The organism is uncultured Draconibacterium sp. (genome assembly GCF_913063105.1).
Lineage (GTDB): Bacteria > Bacteroidota > Bacteroidia > Bacteroidales > Prolixibacteraceae > Draconibacterium.
The window spans coordinates 98,922-118,357 of the sequence record NZ_CAJXYQ010000002.1 but is presented as its reverse complement, the minus strand read 5'-3'; the positions used below and the strand labels follow the sequence as shown (position 1 = coordinate 118,357).

Annotated in this window: 18 protein-coding genes; 11 read left to right on the top strand and 7 right to left on the bottom strand. The window is 39.2% G+C overall.

Going from position 1 to position 19,436, the window contains the following annotated elements; translation table 11 throughout:
* Positions 1 to 96: 96 nt before the first annotated feature.
* Positions 97 to 1,104, bottom strand: coding sequence for a GntR family transcriptional regulator (locus QZ574_RS02170; protein WP_297086307.1), 1,008 nt, complete (start codon positions 1,102 to 1,104; stop codon positions 97 to 99).
* A 374-nt stretch (positions 1,105 to 1,478) separates the two neighbouring features.
* On the opposite strand from QZ574_RS02170, the gene QZ574_RS02165 reads away from it, so the two are divergent.
* From QZ574_RS02165 to QZ574_RS02115, 11 genes are all read left to right on the top strand, one after another.
* Entirely contained in the window at positions 1,479 to 2,516 is a 1,038-nt protein-coding gene (locus tag QZ574_RS02165; RefSeq protein WP_297086306.1) for an aldose epimerase family protein, read from the top strand.
* A gap of 239 nt (positions 2,517 to 2,755) precedes the next feature.
* Positions 2,756 to 4,660 carry an AMP-binding protein gene (locus QZ574_RS02160; protein WP_297086304.1) on the top strand — a complete coding sequence of 635 codons (1,905 nt, stop codon included), beginning with the start codon at positions 2,756 to 2,758 and terminating at the stop codon, positions 4,658 to 4,660.
* A 416-nt stretch (positions 4,661 to 5,076) separates the two neighbouring features.
* Positions 5,077 to 7,566: an ATP-dependent Clp protease ATP-binding subunit gene (locus QZ574_RS02155; RefSeq protein ID WP_297086301.1), complete on the top strand. Its 2,490-nt coding sequence runs from the start codon at positions 5,077 to 5,079 to the stop codon at positions 7,564 to 7,566.
* 32 nt (positions 7,567 to 7,598) lie between these two features.
* Positions 7,599 to 8,045 (top strand): hypothetical protein, encoded by a 447-nt coding sequence (locus QZ574_RS02150; RefSeq protein WP_297086299.1) that lies wholly within the window; start codon positions 7,599 to 7,601, stop codon positions 8,043 to 8,045.
* A 39-nt stretch (positions 8,046 to 8,084) separates the two neighbouring features.
* Complete coding sequence (locus tag QZ574_RS02145; RefSeq protein WP_297086298.1) at positions 8,085 to 9,470, top strand: DUF5458 family protein; 1,386 nt, start codon at positions 8,085 to 8,087, stop codon at positions 9,468 to 9,470.
* Positions 9,471 to 9,513: 43 nt separating this feature from the next.
* Positions 9,514 to 9,906: a type VI secretion system tube protein TssD gene (gene tssD / locus QZ574_RS02140; RefSeq protein WP_297086297.1), complete on the top strand. Its 393-nt coding sequence runs from the start codon at positions 9,514 to 9,516 to the stop codon at positions 9,904 to 9,906.
* 42 nt (positions 9,907 to 9,948) lie between these two features.
* A complete protein-coding gene (gene tssD, locus QZ574_RS02135) occupies positions 9,949 to 10,341 on the top strand; it encodes a type VI secretion system tube protein TssD (protein ID WP_297086296.1) in 393 nt (130 codons plus the stop codon).
* Positions 10,342 to 10,394: 53 nt separating this feature from the next.
* Entirely contained in the window at positions 10,395 to 10,805 is a 411-nt protein-coding gene (gene tssD, locus QZ574_RS02130) for a type VI secretion system tube protein TssD (RefSeq protein WP_297086295.1), read from the top strand.
* A gap of 19 nt (positions 10,806 to 10,824) precedes the next feature.
* The gene (gene vgrG, locus QZ574_RS02125; protein WP_297086294.1) at positions 10,825 to 12,663 is read left to right on the top strand and encodes a type VI secretion system tip protein VgrG; all 1,839 of its coding nucleotides are present in this window, start codon (positions 10,825 to 10,827) and stop codon (positions 12,661 to 12,663) included.
* Positions 12,664 to 12,665: 2 nt separating this feature from the next.
* Entirely contained in the window at positions 12,666 to 12,968 is a 303-nt protein-coding gene (locus QZ574_RS02120; RefSeq protein ID WP_297086293.1) for a PAAR domain-containing protein, read from the top strand.
* Positions 12,969 to 12,990: 22 nt separating this feature from the next.
* Entirely contained in the window at positions 12,991 to 13,824 is an 834-nt protein-coding gene (locus QZ574_RS02115) for a Fic family protein (protein ID WP_297086292.1), read from the top strand.
* An 11-nt stretch (positions 13,825 to 13,835) separates the two neighbouring features.
* Here QZ574_RS02115 and QZ574_RS02110 read toward each other — a convergent pair whose 3' ends face one another.
* From QZ574_RS02110 to tssK, 6 genes are all read right to left on the bottom strand, one after another.
* Complete coding sequence (locus QZ574_RS02110; RefSeq protein ID WP_297086291.1) at positions 13,836 to 14,165, bottom strand: LysM peptidoglycan-binding domain-containing protein; 330 nt, start codon at positions 14,163 to 14,165, stop codon at positions 13,836 to 13,838.
* Between the two features lie 165 nt (positions 14,166 to 14,330).
* Positions 14,331 to 16,184 carry a type VI secretion system baseplate subunit TssF gene (locus QZ574_RS02105; RefSeq protein WP_297086290.1) on the bottom strand — a complete coding sequence of 618 codons (1,854 nt, stop codon included), beginning with the start codon at positions 16,182 to 16,184 and terminating at the stop codon, positions 14,331 to 14,333.
* A 3-nt stretch (positions 16,185 to 16,187) separates the two neighbouring features.
* Positions 16,188 to 16,616, bottom strand: a complete 429-nt coding sequence (locus QZ574_RS02100) for a GPW/gp25 family protein (RefSeq protein WP_297086289.1) — start codon at positions 16,614 to 16,616, stop codon at positions 16,188 to 16,190.
* A gap of 8 nt (positions 16,617 to 16,624) precedes the next feature.
* The gene (locus tag QZ574_RS02095; RefSeq protein ID WP_297086288.1) at positions 16,625 to 17,575 is read right to left on the bottom strand and encodes a hypothetical protein; all 951 of its coding nucleotides are present in this window, start codon (positions 17,573 to 17,575) and stop codon (positions 16,625 to 16,627) included.
* 34 nt (positions 17,576 to 17,609) lie between these two features.
* Positions 17,610 to 18,275: a helix-turn-helix domain-containing protein gene (locus QZ574_RS02090; RefSeq protein ID WP_297086286.1), complete on the bottom strand. Its 666-nt coding sequence runs from the start codon at positions 18,273 to 18,275 to the stop codon at positions 17,610 to 17,612.
* A gap of 18 nt (positions 18,276 to 18,293) precedes the next feature.
* Positions 18,294 to 19,436, bottom strand: a complete 1,143-nt coding sequence (gene tssK / locus QZ574_RS02085; RefSeq protein WP_297086284.1) for a type VI secretion system baseplate subunit TssK — start codon at positions 19,434 to 19,436, stop codon at positions 18,294 to 18,296.

The following is a 19,436-nucleotide window of genomic DNA, read 5'->3' as shown; positions in this document are numbered from 1 at the left end:
TCATTTTACCAACTGGTAGGTACTGGTGGGTACAAATATAATTTTTAAAGCTAGCGCAAGGCTTCTTTAAAAGATGTTACACAGCAGATTTAACATTTATAAACTATTTCTGAAAATCATGCGCGATTTATTGCGTATTTGAGACTTGTCGCGCGATAACACCATATTTGCCAGGGTTTTGCCCATCTCATTAAAATCGGTAGAAATAGTTGTAATTCCGCCTGCTACCACTTCTTTCAACATGGTATCGTTAAAAGAAACGATTCCAAATTTCTTACCCAGTTTAAACTTACAATATTTCGCAATCTTTACCATTTCCACCAAATCGCGGTCCGAAATTAAAAAGTAGGCTTCCCACAACGAGGGCTTGATTCCTGCTAACGATTTTACAATTTCGTATTTAAAATTATTCTCCTGACAAAAACGTTCGAATCCCCGTGACCGCTCCACCGGTTCTTTGCCTCCCGGATTTACAAAAACAAGTCTTCTGTACTTTTCAATTAGTTCTTTCCCCTCAACAAGGGCATCGTAAAAATCCTGTTCAAAGTCCTGGTAAACCACCGGGTAGCGCTCTAAATCTGCTTTTTTTCTATCGATTATATAAACACGGTCTTGCGGTAATTTTGATAATAAATGGTTGGTATTATCAAAAGCTGCCGGCATAATAATGTACGAGGTATAATTTCCAACACTTTCGGCAATCAGGTTTTTAAATACCTTGTAGTTAAAATGATGAAAATAAACCTCCACTGTAGCTTTGCCCTTCAGCGAATTTATGAGCGAATTGTAAAGATCTTCTTTAAACGCATTAAATTCATCGAACAACACAAACACGCGCTCCTCTACCTGAATCTCGGTGCTTGCAATGTAATACCCTTTACCGGGCTGACTTTTTAAAATTCCTTTTGCTTTTAATTCGTTAAAAGCAAACATCACCGTGTCTCTGCTCAATTTAAATTCGGCACAAATCTGATTAATCGAGGGTACCTTATCGCCCTTTTTCAGCGTCTTTCTTTCAATAGCTGACAAAATTGAATCAATTAATTGCCGGTATTTGGGTACAGATGTTTTTGGATTGATGGATATAACTTTCTTTCTTGGCATTTAGTTAAGCTTTCTGCAAAATTAGTAGATTTTTTTCAGAAAATAATGTTTTAAAACACCACCAGTACCTACCAGTTAATTTTTTGATTTTTGCATTTTTGCAACTGAAAAAACCGGGGCGGTGACCACTCTGACTAACACAGCCTAAGCTTATGGTTCGCTGCAAATTGTAACTAATAAATATACAAATACAAGAAAAACAGTAATTTCGATGTCTATGCTGAAAAAAATATACACCTTGTAACACCTAAAAAATAGGATTGAAAAGATTAATAAACAATTGAAATTTAGAAGCACCGATAAATTAGCCAAAACCAAAAGCAGTTAATTTACGGGGTACCAATCGGGTTGAAAAAACATATAATTTGATTAAAATGAAAATAACTTCACAAAAATTTGGCACATTAAAAGACGGCCGCGAAGCCACTCTTTTTATTCTGAGTAACAACGATATTACCGTAAAAATTACCAACTACGGAGCCATAATAACAGCAGTGGATATGCCTAATAAAAATGGCAGCATTGAAAATGTTGTTTGTGGTTTTGACAAACTTGAAAACTACCTGAGCGAAGAATACCTGGGCAGCTATCCGTATTTTGGAGCTATAATCGGCCGCTTTGGCAACCGTATTGCCGGAGGAAAACTGGAAATTGAGGGTACCAGCTACGAAATGGCCATTAACAATGGCCCCAATCATTTACACGGAGGTTTGGAAGGTTTTGATAAAAAACTTTTTGACGCCGAGCAAATAGACACGACTGAGGAGGTTGGTGTAAAACTTAGCTACCTCAGCCCCGATGGCGAAGAAAACTATCCCGGCAATTTAAAGGTTACCTGCATTTATACATTAAATAAAAACAACGATTTAAGCATTCAGTATTTTGCTGAAACGGATAAAACTACAGTGGTAAACTTAACCAACCACAGCTATTTTAACTTAAGTGGCCAAAAAGAAAACGTATTAAACCACGAACTGGAACTAAACGCCACAAAAATGACGGAAATGGTAGAACAGATACCAACCGGCAAAATTGTTCCGGTGGTGGGTACTGCATTTGATTTTACCTCGGCAAAAAAATTAAACGCTGCAGGATTGGAAATGGGTTACGATGACAATTTTGTTTTCGATAACGAAGAAGGCGAATTAATACATGCCGGCACTCTTTGTGAAGCAAAAAGCGGACGCAAAATAGAGGTATACACCACACAACCCGGAATGCAGGTTTATACCGGTTACTGGAATCCGGAATTGACCTTAGACGGCAAGAAGAAATTTGGCAGTTTTTCGGGTATTGCACTCGAAACGCAACACTATCCGGATTCGGTGCATCACAAGAACTTTCCGACCACCGTATTAAAACCCGGAGAGCTATACGACCAGAAAACAATTTATAAATTTATTACCGAATAAAAGAAAATGCCCGAAAGGGCATTTTTTATGCCAATGTACCAACCAAGGTACTTCCGGGAATTTTTATATTTTTGAGAGCGAACAGGCAATTAAAATTTACAGCAAAAGCGCATAAAATTCAATTAATCTTATGAATTAGAAGCGCTGATTGGCTAAAATCGGCCGGCCGGTAATTTTTAATTACCAGGATACACCGTTTAAAGCTGTGTAACGAATACTAAATAAATAAAATAAAACGAATGAGAACCATTGTTGAACTATTTGAAACGGCAGTTGCCAACTACCCCGACAATCCGTATTTATGGGAAAAAACAAAAGGTGAATTCCAGCCCACCACCTACAAGCAGACCCGCGAAAAGGTATTGGATTTGGCTGCCGGACTCATACAACTTGGTTTTAAAAAAGGAGACAGGGCAGCACTGGTTGCCGATGGACGTAACGACTGGATAATTAGCGAATTAGGCATGCTCTACGCCGGCGGAATAAATGTCCCGCTTTCTATTCGCTTACAAAATAACGAACTGGCTTTTCGTATTAAACACAGTGGCAGCAAGTATATCTTTGTATCAAAATTGCATGCCGAAAAGGTAGAAGAAATTCGGGATGAACTGCCCGACCTGGAAAAAGTAATTTATATTGACGGGAAAGAAAATCCGGGTGAAAATGATATTAACTATGACGAGCTTTTAAGAAATGGTGCCAGTTACCGCAAAGAAAACAAGCAGCTAACTGAATCGGTTTGGAAGGCCATAGAAGCAGATGATGTTGCCAATATTTCATACACATCGGGAACTACAGCCGACCCAAAAGGAATTATGCTTACCCATCTTAATTACGCTGCAAATGTGGTACAATCCAACTCTTTGCTCGATATGCAATCAGAATGGATAACGCTGGCCATTTTACCCTGGGACCATGCTTTTGCACACACCACCTGCCTTTATGTTTTTATGTACAAAGGAGCCAGTATTGCCTCGGTTGAAATAGGCAACTCTCCCATGGAAACATTGCGCAATATTCCTAAAAACATCCAGGAAATAAAACCAACTTTAATGATGAGTGTTCCTGCCTATTCAAAAACTTTCAGAAAAAACATTGAAGCAGGAATACGCAAAAAAGGAGAGTTTTTATATAAAGTTTTTCAGTTTGCGCTAAAAGTTGCTTATGCACACAACGGATATGGCAATAACAGGGGAAAAGGCTGGCGCTTTTTACTTAAACCACTGTACTGGCTATTCGACCAGATTCTTTTTTCGAAAGTGCGCGCCGGCTTTGGTGGGAACCTGAAGTTTTTTATCGGGGGTGGTGCTCTGCTCGATGTTGAATTACAACGGTTCTTTTATGCCGTTGGCTTACCTATTTGCCAAGGGTACGGCCTTACTGAGGCTGCACCTGTAATTTCATCAAACGTGCCGCATGATGTTATATTTGGTTCATCAGGAAAATTGGTAAAAAACCTGGAAATAAAAATAATTGACGAGGACGGAAACGAACTGCCAAACGGACAAAAAGGCGAAATTGCCGTAAAAGGCGATAATGTAATGAAAGGCTATTGGAATAACCCCACTGCCACTTCTGAAACTCTAGTTAATGGCTGGTTACACACGGGCGATATGGGCTATATGGCCGACGATGGTTTCTTGTATGTTTTGGGCCGTTTTAAAAGTTTGCTTATTGGTAACGACGGCGAGAAATACAGTCCGGAAGGCATTGAAGAAGCGCTGGTAGATCAATCGCCTTACATCCAGCAGGTAATGCTTTACAACAATCAAAATCCTTATACGGTTGGAATGATAGTACCAGAAATGGAAGCCATTAACCGGGAACTTAAAAACCGCGGAATTGAGAAAGAAAGCGATGAGGCAGTTCGGGCTGGTATAGATATTATTCAGAACGAAATTAACGAATATAAAAAGGGTGGCAAATTCGAAGGATCGTTCCCCGAACGATGGCTACCTGCTACTGTAGCTATTTTGCCCGAGGCTTTTACAACCGATAATAAAATGTTGAATGCCACCATGAAAATGGTTCGCGATAAAGTGAGTGCCCATTTCGCCAGTGAACTGGAATTTTTATATACGCCTGAAGCCAAAAATATTCAGAACGAATTAAATAGTACCGCCCTAAAAAAATGGCTAAGCTAGTTGCTGGAAAGTAATACTACTACCGATTTGTTCTGAACCTAAAAAAGTAAGGTACAAATCGGTAGTCGGATTTATCCATCTTCTCTACTGTTTACCGGCCCCATTCTTATAAGGTGCAAACTACTGCATGTGCTTTGTCTTGAATAATCTGACAATCCAATTTCATCACCATTAAACAATGTTTTAAATTTTGGTAACTATTTCCTGTCAATAACTTGACAATGATTGAATAATGCCGTAAATTGTACTTAATACGGACACTACTTTACTTCTTTTTGAAGTTCTCTGCACCACATTTTGATAGAAAATAAAAACAGCAAATTGGTTTTTCTGTCAATCGGTTTATAAAATATCAATCATCCAATTAAGTACATCCAAAGCCAGGGTTGCAATGGTAAACTATAAAACAACCTGAAATGGACTTTGTACTTTCCGACAAACTAAAACAAGCTATAAACATTGCCCAGGCTATTGCCAAAGAATTTATGAATGCTGAATTCTCTCCGGCACACCTGCTCAAAGCCTTGCTGCACAAAGAAATTGGATTAATTCCCCTGCTGGAAGCCATGAAAAAAGATTTTTATTACATGGAAGAATGGGCCGAAATGCGCATTGAAACTTATCCGAAAGCAAGTAAAATAAGCGATCAGCCCAAGGCCGATATTGATGTAAAAGCTGTTTTTAACGAAGCCGATAATGTACGACTGAAAATCTCGGAAGATACAATTACACCCGAATGTGTGCTTATTGCATTAACCATTCCGGGTGTTGGTTTTACCTATGAACAGTTAAAAACGTTTAACCTGAAGGAACAGGAATTGCTCGACCAGGTAATTGAACAAGCAAACCTAGAAAATGTAATTGGTGCTGATGAAAAAAAACAGGAAGAAGGGACCACTAAAAGGTCCACAAAAAAACAAACAGCACTGTTAAAATATTGCACCGATTTAACAACAGAAGCACAGCAGGGTAAACTCGATCCTGTTGTAAGCCGCGATAAAGAAATTAGAATGATGGCCGAAATACTGGGCCGAAGATCGAAACCCAATGTAATTATTATGGGCGACCCGGGCGTTGGAAAAACCGCTCTGGTGCACGGATTTGCACAAAATATTGTTGCCGACAAAGTTCCTGAAAACCTAAAAAACGTAAAAATATTTGAACTTGATTTTGGCTCACTTATAGCAGGGGCATCGTACAAAGGAGAAGTGGAAGACCGGCTAAAAAATATTATTAAAGAAATAGAGCAGTACGAAAAAGCGATTCTTTTTATTGATGAAATACACATGCTGCTTGATAACCAGGCAGGGGCATCAGGAGCAGCAAACCTACTAAAACCCGAGCTCGACAAAGGCAAACTAACCGTAATCGGCACCACCTCTATCGATAATTATACCAAAACCATCGAAAACGACGAGGCCTTCAAAAGAAAGTTTGAAATACTTAAAATTGAAGAACCCGATACTGCCGGATGTCTGCGCATGCTCGAAAAAATAATTCCGGTTTACGAAGAACATCATAAAATAAAAGTAAATAAAGAAAACCTTGAAGAGGCAGTACTGCTATCAAAACGCTACCTGAAAGAGCGCTGCCTGCCGGATGCTGCTATAGACCTCATCGACCGTTCAATGGCTGTTGTTAAAATGATGCAGGATACGAGCCAAGCCGAAATAGAATCGTTAAGAAATGAATTATCGGATTACATCGGGAATAAAAATGCCTTATCTGAAGAAGAACTCAAAAAGGAAATTTTATGGTTTAATTCGCAGTTAAAAGAACGACTTAGCCCTGTTATACTCATTAAACTAAATGAAGAACAGCATGTTGAATCGGCATCGAGCATAGCGGAAATGCAAAGCATGCTGAATAAAACCCTGGAAAACCTTTCTGCCATTGCAAAAGAAACAAACGACACGCTCGAGAAATCGGATTTGGCCGCCGTGGTGGCCCATAAAACGGGAGTACCAATTGGGAAAGTGCAGACCCAGGAGAAAGAACGCCTGCTTAACATTGAAAGCCATTTGCAAAAGCGTGTGGTTGGCCAAAATCATGGAATTAAAAGTATTGCAGAAGCGATTCGCGAATCACGCTCGGGATTAAGCAAACCCGGGCAACCTATCGGTTCGTTTTTCTTTTTAGGGCCTACAGGAACAGGAAAAACCGAACTGGCAAAAACACTGGCCGAATTTCTGTTTAACGACGAAACTGCACTAATTCGCTTCGATATGTCGGAATTTAAAGAAGAACACTCAGCTGCCCTGCTTTATGGCGCACCTCCGGGTTACGTGGGGTACGAAGAAGGCGGTTTGCTGGTTAATAAAATTCGGCAAAAACCCTATGCCATTGTACTTTTTGATGAGATTGAGAAAGCACATACTTCGGTATTCGACATTTTTTTGCAAATTCTTGATGAAGGCAAACTGCATGACCGTTTAGGAAAAGAAGGCGATTTTTCAAATGCTGTTATTCTCTTTACCTCGAATATAGGCAGTTCATACATTGTTGATGAATTTGCCAAAGGCAACGTTCCGCCATCAGACAAGCTGGCCGAAATTATGGAAAATTATTTCCGCCCCGAGTTTTTAGGCAGACTGACAGAAATCATTCCTTTTGCTCCAATCAGCGAAGAAAATGTGGTGAAAATTTTTGATATCCATTTAAAAAACCTCTACAAATCACTTGCTGCACAAGGCATTGAATTAATCATTCAGCAAGAAGCAAAAGAAGTGCTGGCAAAATCGGGATTTACACCGAAATTTGGTGCACGTCCCCTTCTGGGGGTCATCCGGAATAAACTCCGCCGACCACTTTCTAAAAAAATAATTGCAGGAGAAATTTCCAAAGGATCAAAACTTCAGCTATCACTTGATGAGAACAAGGATTTGAAATGGGAAACATTAGCGTAAATACAATAATTTCTAACTTAAAATAAACGATTATGCAAGAGTATGGAATAGGCGGAACAGAAGTAAAAGGCGATGCCAGTGAAGCATTTGCCGAAATACCGCAAAACCGAACTTTATTTTGTGAAAAACTTACCGGCGATGCACCTATCAAGCCACAGATTGTGGAGGGACTGCAAACCATCGATGATGTTTTTGAGCATTACAAGCCAAAAGTTGACGTGGAGTTTGAAGACAGCGAAGGGGTTGGCAAAGAAGAAAGCCTGTCATTCAGAGGATTATCAGATTTTGGAATGAAAGGAATAACTGCGCAAAGTGAGTTTCTAAAAGATTTAAATATTGAAAAAGAGCAATACCAGAAAATTATTAAGCAGCTGAAAAGCAACAAACTATTGCGAAAAACACTAGAAAATCCGGACACAAAAGCCGATTTGCTTGGTGTTATGTATGCTTTAATAAAAGAACTGGAAGAAGCGAAGTAATTACTGACCCAAAATTATTAACACTTAAAAATTAAAGTTATGGCAGAATTAGAGAGCGCACAAAATATTGCTCAATACAAAGAAAAAGTAGCAGAAAATGTAAAAGGAATTGAAAATCCGGCGGAACAATTAAAAACCGGTCTCGATAAATTAGCCGGAAGCGGTGGTTTCGATCTTCTGGAAATGGCCTTTAAAGGTGTTGAAAACATGAATCCGGAACGAAAAGCCAGAAAACGTATTTTCCTGTCCGAATCAGCCTATAAAAACGAACGCGACGAGTTGAAAAAAACACTTCAACTTTGGGCAGCCGTTCTGGAATCTTCGAACAGTATTTCGGATATGGTTGAAGCCAGCGAAAAAAATATTGAAGTAGCCGAAAAAACTTACAAATCAAATATGGCAAAAGCCATTGAAGCCACTAAGGACCTGGAACGTTCCTATCGCTCGGCAGCACTGTTTTTCAAAAATACAGAAAGCACCAAACTTAAAAACCTATCGGTATTAAATGCCGACCTCGATCAGTTAAAAGACCTCGACGACACCCGTTTTATTGATGCCGTGCAGGCCGAGTTGGTAAACAATTTCGACCGCCTTGACCTACGCGATAATTATGGGATTTTAGTAGTACCAGGCTACCTTGGATCGAACAAGGTGGTTGAGAAATGGGCAAAAATAGCACACGACAATAAGGTAATGCTCGTAACTGATTTTGAACACCTCGATAATCCTGACGATGTGATGGACCTGTTTGAAATGGCCAACTTAACCGGTGGCGACATGTATCGGTCGAACGTAATGATGGCCTGTAACTGGCTGGTTGGAAGAGATAAAATTGACGAAATTGGCGAAGATGAAGAGCTATTTGTTCCACCGTCAGGAGCTCTGGCCGGAACTATTTACAACACACTAATGTCGCAGGTGGCGGCGGGTAAAAAACATGGTGGTCTTAACGAAGTAGATGGTGTGGCCTTCGACCTGAAAAAAAGTGAAATTGCCAATCTTGAAAAAATGGGATTAGTGCCCATGGTTAACGAATATGGCAAAGTAATGGCTTTTTCGGCAAAAACACTTTTTAATGGCGACAACCTTGGCCTGCAAACCTACTCTGTTGTTCGGGTTTTCGACTACGTTACCAAAGTAATGATGGATTTTCTGAACCGCAGGGCTTTTGAGAATTTTAATGTAAAAACACGAAAAGAAATTCTTTCGCAAATTGTTAAATTTCTCGACAGCATTACCGGCCCCGGCAAACTTATTGAAAACTTTTCGGTAAAACGTTTCGAGCAAGACCCCGTGCAAAAAGACCGTATCTATCTTGATATTCATATGACACCTTATTTCCCGGCCAAAAATTTCATGATAAAAATGGATGGACAAAAAGGCGATGATGGCACCGAATGGGATTCAGATTATGAACAAAACTAATTTGATTGATAGCTTATTGTATAAATCTTAAAATAACCAAGTTATGTTAGCAAAGTCGAATATTTCAGTAGAAGTGGATGGAAAAACCCATCCGTTACAAAGCTTTAGCTACAGCCTCCGTCAGCTAACCGACCACACCGGTCAACCTGCTTCTGAAGTTCAGGGCGGAGAAATCCATTTTACACTCGAATCAACAGCACAAAATGAGTTTTTGGAATGGATGTGCGACAGTTTTATGCGTAAAGATGGCAAAATAACCATCATGAAAAGTGAAGAAGAAGGTAAACTAAAAGAATTCGAATTTAAGGAAGCTTTTGTTACCGATTTTAGCGAGTCGTTTGGCGAATCAGGAAACGGAATGATCACGATCTCTCTTTCTGCCAAAGAAATTCAAATGGGCAATGCATTGCACAGCAACGAATGGCTGGATGATTAGCCGGGTACCATCTTTTTTTGAAACAACTTAAATCTGAAAATTATGTCATTTAAAGCAATATTTAAAACTACCGGCCAGGAATTTAGAGTATTAAGTTCCAGCTATAATGTTTACCGGGCCGTTGACGAAATGGGCAGGCCTACATCGTCAACTGTTGGTGGCGAAATAAGTATAAGCATGGAATCCAATGCAAACAACCTGTTTTTTGAGCACATCAGCATTGGCGAAATGTTAAAAGACGGCACCATTACTTACATAAAACGTAACGAGGAAGCTACCATGAGAGAACTTAGTTTCAAAAATGCATTTATCTCGTCGTTTAGCGAAACCTTCGACCACTCCGGGGGGTCGGGGGCCATGATAACTTCGATAACGCTGGTAGCCCAGGTAATAATAATGGGCAATGGCGAAATTATTAACGAATGGAAATCCTAAAAAAGTTTCATTCGGTAAAACTTAATGCGAAAACCTGTTAAAGCAATATAATTATGTCCTTATCAGCCCGTCTACATATATCAGGACACCGAAAAGAACAAAAAGGTATCCGAATCATCGAATGTGATTTTGAATTTTTACAAAGTGTCGACAGCACAACAGGACAAATTAGCGGCAGAATGAAAGGGGGAAAAATCAATGTCCTTCTTGATATTGAAAACGATGGCGAATTGCTGCACTGGATGTTTAATAATGTGGTAAAAAACGGCAAAATCATTTTCATCGGCCCTCCTGAAGGGAAATCAGTAAAAACAATTGAATTTGAAAATGCCTACCTCATTTATTATAAAGAAGTATTTAAGGAAGTTTCGAGTGTTACCATCAGAATAACAATTTCAGCACAGAAAATGATTATTGCCGGTGAACAAATGGAGAATTCGTGGACAGGTTTCAAAAATTATTAATCCAATAAAAGTGTAAAAGATGGCTCTTGCATCAGCGGTGAAAATTGAAATTGAAGGAGTTGAGCTAAAAGACTACACTTCGCTTGAAATTAACCAGAGCATATATGGCATGAACTCGGTAAAAGTGGTTGCCCGGCTTGATGCCCTGGAAGAACTGGATAGTTTTGTAATTAATAAGTCTAAAACCTTTATTGGCTCGCCAATTGTAATAAATATTGATGTGAGCCCAAAAGGCGATGGAAGCGAACCGGGAAGGATTGTTTTTAAAGGCCTCATTACTCATGTGCACGGGCTAAAGTCGTCGTATCTTGATAATGAAAGCATTGCTTTATCGGCTAAAAGCCCCGAATTTCTTCTTGACGATATTCCCGGATGCCGATCGTTTGAAGCCAAAAATTTGAAACAAATTGTGGAAGAAGTACTCAAACCTTATCCGCGCGACTTGTTAAAATCAACGGTAAACACACGCAACACTACACAATTTGAATATACAGTGCAATACAACGAAAGTAGCTATACTTTTCTGCGAAGATTGGCTACAAAATTTGGCGAATGGATGTTCTATGACGGTACCGAATTGCATTTTGGAAAGCTAAACTCAAAACCAGCTACCGAATTGACTTTAGGACTTGACCAAACCAGTTTTGATTTTAAAATTAGCTTAAAACCACTTAATTTCAATTACAAATTTTTTGATTACCACAAAAACCAAACAATTGAAAATAAGGCAACAAAATCAAAAGGCAAAAAGCAACAAAACGAAATTGGTGCTGTAGCCCACGACCAATCGGCCAAACATGGCATTTTTGAGCCGCAAACATTTATAAATCACCTAAATGTAAGTAAAGATGCCTATGCCAAACAGTTAACAGAAATGGCCGAGCTCAAAGAAAATGCGCAGGCCGCAGGTATGTCAACGATAAACGGCCATAGCCTAAACCCTTTGGTAAAATTAGGCGGTAAAATAAAAATTAAGGCTTTAAAAGTGGTTAAAAGCGGCGCAACCGATTATGGAGAATACATTGTTACCGAATTAAAACACCTCTGTGATAACTCCGGAAACTATAAAAATGAGTTTAAAGGAGTATCAGCAGAAGCAACAGTTCCGGACTATACCAATCCTGAAATACCTGTAGTTTGCGAACCACAAACAGCCATCGTTACCGACAATAAAGACCCTGAAAAGCTGGGCCGAATAAGGGTAAGATTTGTATGGCAGCAAAACAACGGGCAAAGTCCCTGGATTAGGGTCGCCAATCCGCATTCGGGAGTTGGACGAGGGATGTACTTTACACCGGATATTGGCGACGAGGTATTAGTAGGTTTTGAGGGGCACAATCCGGAACGCCCTTTTGTTATTGGGAGTGTTTATAATGGCAACGGCAAACCACAAGACGATTTTCCGCAAAAAGCCAACAATATAAAAGGCATTATTTTTAACGGACTAAGTTTGCAATTTGATGAAGGCTCCGGTGCAACAACTATTCAAACACCGCAAAAAAAGAAATTCACGTTGGATGATAGTCAGAAAAAAATTATAATTGAAGACGAGAATAAAAATTCTATCGAACTTTCTCCTGATGGTATAACCCTGAACTGTATGAAAAACCTTTCAATTACAGTAACGGGCGATTTGTCGTTTACTGCCGGAGGAGCGATGACAATTACCGGCGGTAAGAGTATGAATACTACCATCGGTAGTGCCGGAGCATTTTCTTACGGTGGCGCTTATAGTGTAAATTCAGGTGCCTCAGTAAGCCTTTCTGCAGCTACTGATGCGAATATCAACGGAGGAAAATCAGCAAATTTAAATGGAGCAATGATTAATATTTTAGGAGCTCTTGTAAAAATAAACTAACCATGGGACAACCAGCTGCCAGAATTATGGATATGCATGCATGCCCGGCACAAACACCGGCATTTCCTTCGCCAATACCACACGTAGGCGGCCCAGTTATGGGGCCTGGTGTACCCAATGTACTTATTGGCGGGTTACCTGCTGCTGTTGTTGGCGATACTTGTATATGCGTTGGACCACCTGATCCCATTGCCCAGGGATCGACAACAGTTTTGATTGGAGGGCGTCCTGCTGCCCGATTGGGTGACAGTACTGCCCACGGTGGAAAAATTGTTATGGGATGGCCCACTGTTTTAATAGGCTAAAATGTTCATAAAAATTTAGATTATGGGATTACTGGATTTATTCTCAAAGAAAAAAACGATTGAGATTACACGAAACGAATATTATAAAATTGCAGAAGCGTTGCCCGAGTATATGCGCTTAAAAACTCTTATTGGCAGACAGTATGCAACGTATATTGTTGGTATGATTTGGGAAAAATTTCCAAAGACAAAAAATCCGCTTACCCACAGCCCAAGCTCTCTTGAGAGTTTTACCGGGCAGGTTTCAACATTTCTTACACTGGAAAAGCGCAATATTGATAACCGCAAAATTTATGTCGACCAGTTATGGAACCATGCGGCCTCGGGTAGTTTAAGATCGAAACTGCCAACTGCAACCGGCAGTAAAGGAAATCCGATGCAGGAAATTAGAAAAGCATGTGATTGGATGGTAACCTCCGGAATGGATGCCAGTTTAAAACCTGCTGTGCGTACTATTTTATACGAGAACTGTGTTTTAAATAAATCGCTTCCACCATTGGGGCGCAATGACCATTTTATTGTTGATGCCCACAAAAAAGTGGTACCCGGCATGAGTAAAGAATACAGAAATATTACACTTGGAGTAAATTATCCATCAAGTGTTGGAGGAAGGTATTTGCTTAGATGGTTTTTAAAGGATAAAGACCTTGCCCGCTGGCCCAGTCAAGGCGATGCAAAATGGGAAAATTATGCCTTATTCTATTTTGGTGCCATAGGCTCAGTGCAACCATTCAGAGATGGTAATAAGAGAATTTCGAGACTTGCTTACGCCATAACCCTGCTAAAAGGCGACTGCCAGTTTAAGCCATTTTCGTATGGTGTGCAAAACGATTTGTTAAGAATGACAATGGGTTAATTTCTAAAAGCTCATTCTTTTTCCGGAATTTTTAATTCCTGCCCCACCTTTATCAGGTTTGGATTTTCAATATTGTTGGCATCAACAATGGCTTTAACCGTAACACCGTATTTTTGAGCAATTACCCAAAGGCTTTCCCCTTTTTTTACAGAATGAAAAATTGGTTCGTACGTTTTTTCACCTTCCCCAACCTCATTAGCTGTTGTAGTAACATCTAATGTTGTATCACTGGTATAATCGGGTGTTTTTGCAATAGTTGTTTCAGTATCAGCAGCATTTTTTGTTGATGAACAGGCAACAATAAAAATGAAAAATACGGCTATAAACAGTAGTTGTTTCATTGGTTTGTTTTGGTTAATACAAGTTACAAAAACCTGCTTTCAAAAACAACCTAACAACAACAATACTAAACACTTACCATTACATAAATTATTCAACGGATACAATTCAGGGGCTGACTAAAATTAATTGCTCAGAAATGCACAAGATTTCACGTTTCGCTTTGCTTACGAATAATTTATGAAGCAACGGTACGGTAAAACATTAGCCGATTGTTCCTCAAGCTTTAATAAGAAATCATCTTTCATAAATTTAAGGTCCGTGTCATCATCTACGGAAGGTGGTTTTACCATGGTTATAAAGATATCGAGAGTTTGTGAAAATCCGCTTTGGGTTCCTTGTCCGGTTTCCAAGCCTTTTTTTATGGTAACCGACTTAATTTCGTTGCCAAAATGCTCGTAGCAGAGTGCCCTAATGTCTTCTTTTGTTACAATCCTTCCGTGCGAAAGCAAAGCTTTACGGTAAGCATTAACCCTATCTTCGGTTTCCAGGCTTTCCCTGCCTCCAAGCGTAGGAGAAACGAAAACCAACGACTCGGGCGATAATCCTGCTCCCTCATAAACGAATAAACGCGATCCGGCTTTAATTTTATTGCCAAAGCTTCCGTTTGTGGTCCAGAATTCCACAAAGATAGTATCGTCTTCGGTTTTTGATTTTAACAACAGGTATGGAATATTCTTTTTTAAAACATGGCTTTCTTTCAATCGGCTTTCCAAACGGGCTATTGTCTGGCTTAACTCTTTTAGCTCTGTGGTAATCATATCTGCTCCAATAATTGAAAAAGCAGCACTTTCGTCACGAAGCAACTCCAAAAGGTAGTTGATTACCTCGGCAGAATCACGTGAGTCAAACCTTCCTACTCCCCCGTTTCTTAAAATATATGTCCCTTCTTCAATCGCATTAATACCCGAAAAAGACTTTCTCGAAAATTGCTTACCCTCGGAGCTTACAACTGATTTTACATCAAAAAAAACATCCTCGGTAAGCAAGGGAAGAATATTTACATAGTTACGAGCCGATTGGGTAAACTCCTCGAGGTGGCGATTTATAACCGGAAAGCAGTTTATAGAACAAGTCAAATCATCAATCACATCGGCTGGCAGCACCTGCGGAAATTTTACTTTTAACCACAATAAACCATTCTCTATTTTCTGCACAACACTATGGGTAAACCAATCAAAAAACTCATCAGGAACATTATATTGATAAGCTTCAAAGCTGTTTTGCACCTTGCCATCAATGGTTTGAAATTGTTTGTTGTAGTAGCTGTTTATATGTTTAATAATTTTATAACTAACATCTTGTTCCATTAAAAACAAGCTGGTTAAACTATCGGCCTCGGGTTTATTATTTACGAGGCCTTCAGTAAATCCAATTGTTTTTTCGTTAATCTTCCAATATGCTTTTGATAAGGAATCGTAGAAACTTTTTTTGTACGATTCGTTGCGTAAATCAAAAAATAAGGAAAGATTTTCCAATGATTCCACCGCTTCATTTAATTCAATTCCGAGCCAAAATTCGTCTACTTTAAAGGTATTTGACTGGCGTGCCAAAGCAATAACTTCTTTTTCAAGGCCTTCGTTAAACTGATACATTTTTGCAGCTGAAACCATATATTTCAGCTTTCCATCAAAAATTCGGTAACGCCCGGTAGGGGTAAAAAATACGGGTTTTTCATTTTTACTGTGATCGCCTCTAACCACAAATCTTTTATTTAAATAAAACTGGTAGGTTTCATCAATATATTGGTCGGCTTCGTACGATTGTGCCTGCATTACAGCATGTGCAGGCGAAGGCCCGGTAATAGGCTCGGGGGTAAGCAGTTCTACCAATTTTTCCAGAATTCTGGATTCAACCGTATGAATTTCTGTTGAAATTTTTGCCAGTTCGGCAGCCAAAGCACTTAATATTAATCCAACCACAGGATCGAATGCACTTTCCGATTGAGTATCTTGAAATCCCCAAATTCGTGATGCATTTTTAAGCATCCGGCTGCTTATTTTTTCTTTTGATTCTTGCATAATTTAAAAATAAGATAGTGGGCCTATAAAAAACTGATCGAAATGCGAAAAAGGCTCATTGGTTGTTCGTAACCTACCGTCAACTTTCATTGTAATCCGGCTTTTTATCCTTCGTTGAATGAGCCGATAATCAATCTGTTCTATTTGAATATCTACAACAATATTGCTTAAGCGTGGCTCTTGCTTTTCAATTGTTTTTTGCACCGATTTTGTGAGCTTTTCACGGTATTGTTGCGGATTACTAATATTTTCAAAATCGTGCTCCCAAATCTCGCACCCAAATGTTTGGTCGTGTTTGCATTCGCCGAAACAGGTAACCGCAATAAGGTGTACCATTCCGGCAACCGATTCTACCAACGAACATTTATCATGATCCATTTTTTTAACCAGTTGTCCGGGCTTCAGTGGCAATTTGTAGTATTCGCTAATCATGCTATTAACTATATGGCAGTTTCGTACCCTAAAACCGGGCCGGTTTGCGCATTTTTAAGGCTAAAATTTTGCATACTGGCATCAACAATTATGCGGGTATGCACTTCAAATTCAGCCGGAATAAAATACCTGTAGAAACATTGAAGAAACCGATAAACAGGGGCATCTTGCAAAAAGTCCTTAGGCCGGACAAACTGTAATGGCCCTATTTGAAATTCGATTTCAAGCTGCTGCATTTGGTGGCAGTAGGCAGTTACTGAGTTCACTCCCAGCATTGCTTTTCCAAGCGAAAACCCACTCATTTGTTTAGGTTGCATATTTATAAAACCATCGGTACCGGAGGCCTCTTTCTTTACCACTTTTGTTGGTTCGCCAATAATCGATTCTAAACATTTTGCCGTTAGCGGCAGGTTTCCTGCAATTTTATGTGCCAGGTGCAAATACAAAACCATTTTGAAGATATACTCCCGGTCGATTGACCGGTGAAGATTCCATAGTTCGGGGTAAATATCATTAAAAATTTTTTCGCTAAAACGACTTAATACTTTTTGCTCTTCTTGTTCGAGCTTTACCCGCTGATAAAAAATTTCGTTTTCAAAAGGAAGAAAAAACAGCCGGGCTTCGTTTTCTTCACGTTTTAATTCTTTAGAATCTTCAGAAAATTTCCGGCCTTTATCCAATTCATGCCCCGACTTTTTATGAAATAATCCTTGGGGTAATGCATCGTAAAGACCGTCTCGATTTATATAAAACTCAAAAACCCGCTGGTAATTAGCAAGATCGGCTTCCAAAACATGATCAATATCGCGGGCATACCGGCGTTTAAAAAGTCCTTTATACCGCACAAGCACATCATCATAGTTCATTCCATTAGCCAACAAATCGGCCAGCACGGTTTCCGCACGTATATCTTGAAAAATATTCTGAACTACTTCTTTTATTTCTTCATGGTCAATCATGCATAAGTTTGCGTGATGGTTTTATCGAAAAAAGTTAATCAATCATGCCAAGTTCTTTCATTCTTTTACGCAACTTTCGCTCTGTAGTACCTAATTCTTTAGCTGCCAAACGTTTGCTACCACCATGTTTTTGCAGCGCATCAGCTATCAGCTCAATTTCTTTTTCCTGAAACGATTTGGATTCTTCTTCTTCAATTTTTTGCGAATGTTCTGAAATTATTCCGCGAAGTTCCTGTTGCTTATTTTTACTCTGGTGCAATACCTCGGCTAGTTGTTGCTCAACCTCAACTTTTGCGTTCCAGGCACTAAACAAATTATTGAAGGTGTAAATAATGTTATCATACAAATCAGCCCTAACACTATCTTGTTCAATCTGTTGCAAATAATCTTCCATTTGATTGGTGGCATTGGAATAGCGCAACTGAATTTTGTCACGAGCAACTTCATCCTCTTCTTTCTGGTAGGCAGTAAACAGGGCAATGGCCGAATCGGTTTTTTGTAAAAACTGTTGCTCAAACCGTTCGCTGTCGGCCAGTTTTTTTAACACGTCGTCGTATTGCTCTTTGTTCCATTCTGCTTCTATTTCGGGCAAGCGAAAAAGGTAATACATAGGTATGGCAACAATTATAATTGCCAAAACAAAAAATAATAGCATTTTTAATACTGCTTCTGTCCTTTCCTGCTTATTTAGTGCTTCCATATAAGTATAGTTTTAAATTTAGTCAACCAGGAAACTTGATCCGGGCTTTTCTTTCTGTTCTTTTACAAATATCTGTCGGTCTTTTTTCTTTCCAATAAAATCGAGGTTGCTTAGGGTATTACAAATTTTTGAAATGGCATTAACAAAAGGGGCCAATCCATTTATCGAGGCATGGATATCATCATGATCGTAATGGTAATCAATAGCTTTTGCAAGCATTTCTTCAAATTCTCCTTGTTTTAGGTTACTCCAGTCCTGAATATAATTTAGTAACTCTTCGCGATTGGCTGTTGACTGCTTGTTTATTGAATTATTTAGATTTCGTGCAAGAGCAGCCATCTGTTCGAAAATAAAAACAGGCGGGTAATATTTTGCCATATTTCGAAACTCAATCACATTTACATCCAGAAATAACAAAAGCGAATTGGCAACATCTGCAACGGTTTCAGCAATTGTGGTACTTTGTCGCTTATCCTGTATTCGTTTTAATATGCTAACAATATCAATTTCAATTTGTCCGATAACTTTTAACAGTTGTGCATGGTATTCGGCAAGTTTTGGATGACTGTAAATGGTTTGACATGGAGGGATATAATCTTCATCCAATTCCGGTTTTTCGCCTTTAAAAATTATTTTTCCTACCACCAGGGTATTTCCTGTTCGAATACTATCAATTTGTGAAACGGGGTGCAACGACAAGGTATAGCCCGGTAAAACAAAAGGCATGCGCGGTGGTGTTTCGTTCTCATCAGGAATACCAAAGGGCTTTCGTTGATAAGGATTGGCACTTAGTGCAATGTACAAATCTTGCGTTTTTACTTCCTGTTCAGCCACACTAATTTTTGGAATGCTTGTTTCCAGGTCTTGCCCGGCAAAGTAATTATCTTTTATATCAATACGGATACCACCCCGGGTTACGGCACTGCAGTTTACTACTTTTGCATGCACGGTATTCTGCGCATCAATATCAAGTAAAATTTGAGAGTGCTTACCACCCACATTATTCTCCAAAAGCAAACCATAGTTAAACGGATTGACAAATGCCAGGTAAGTATTTTTTACCTGTTGACTAATGTTTAAATCAGTAGCAATAAAATGATCTTTATTTATTTTCATCCCGTCAATCCAGTTAACAGGAAAATGCTGGTTGCTGGTACTCAT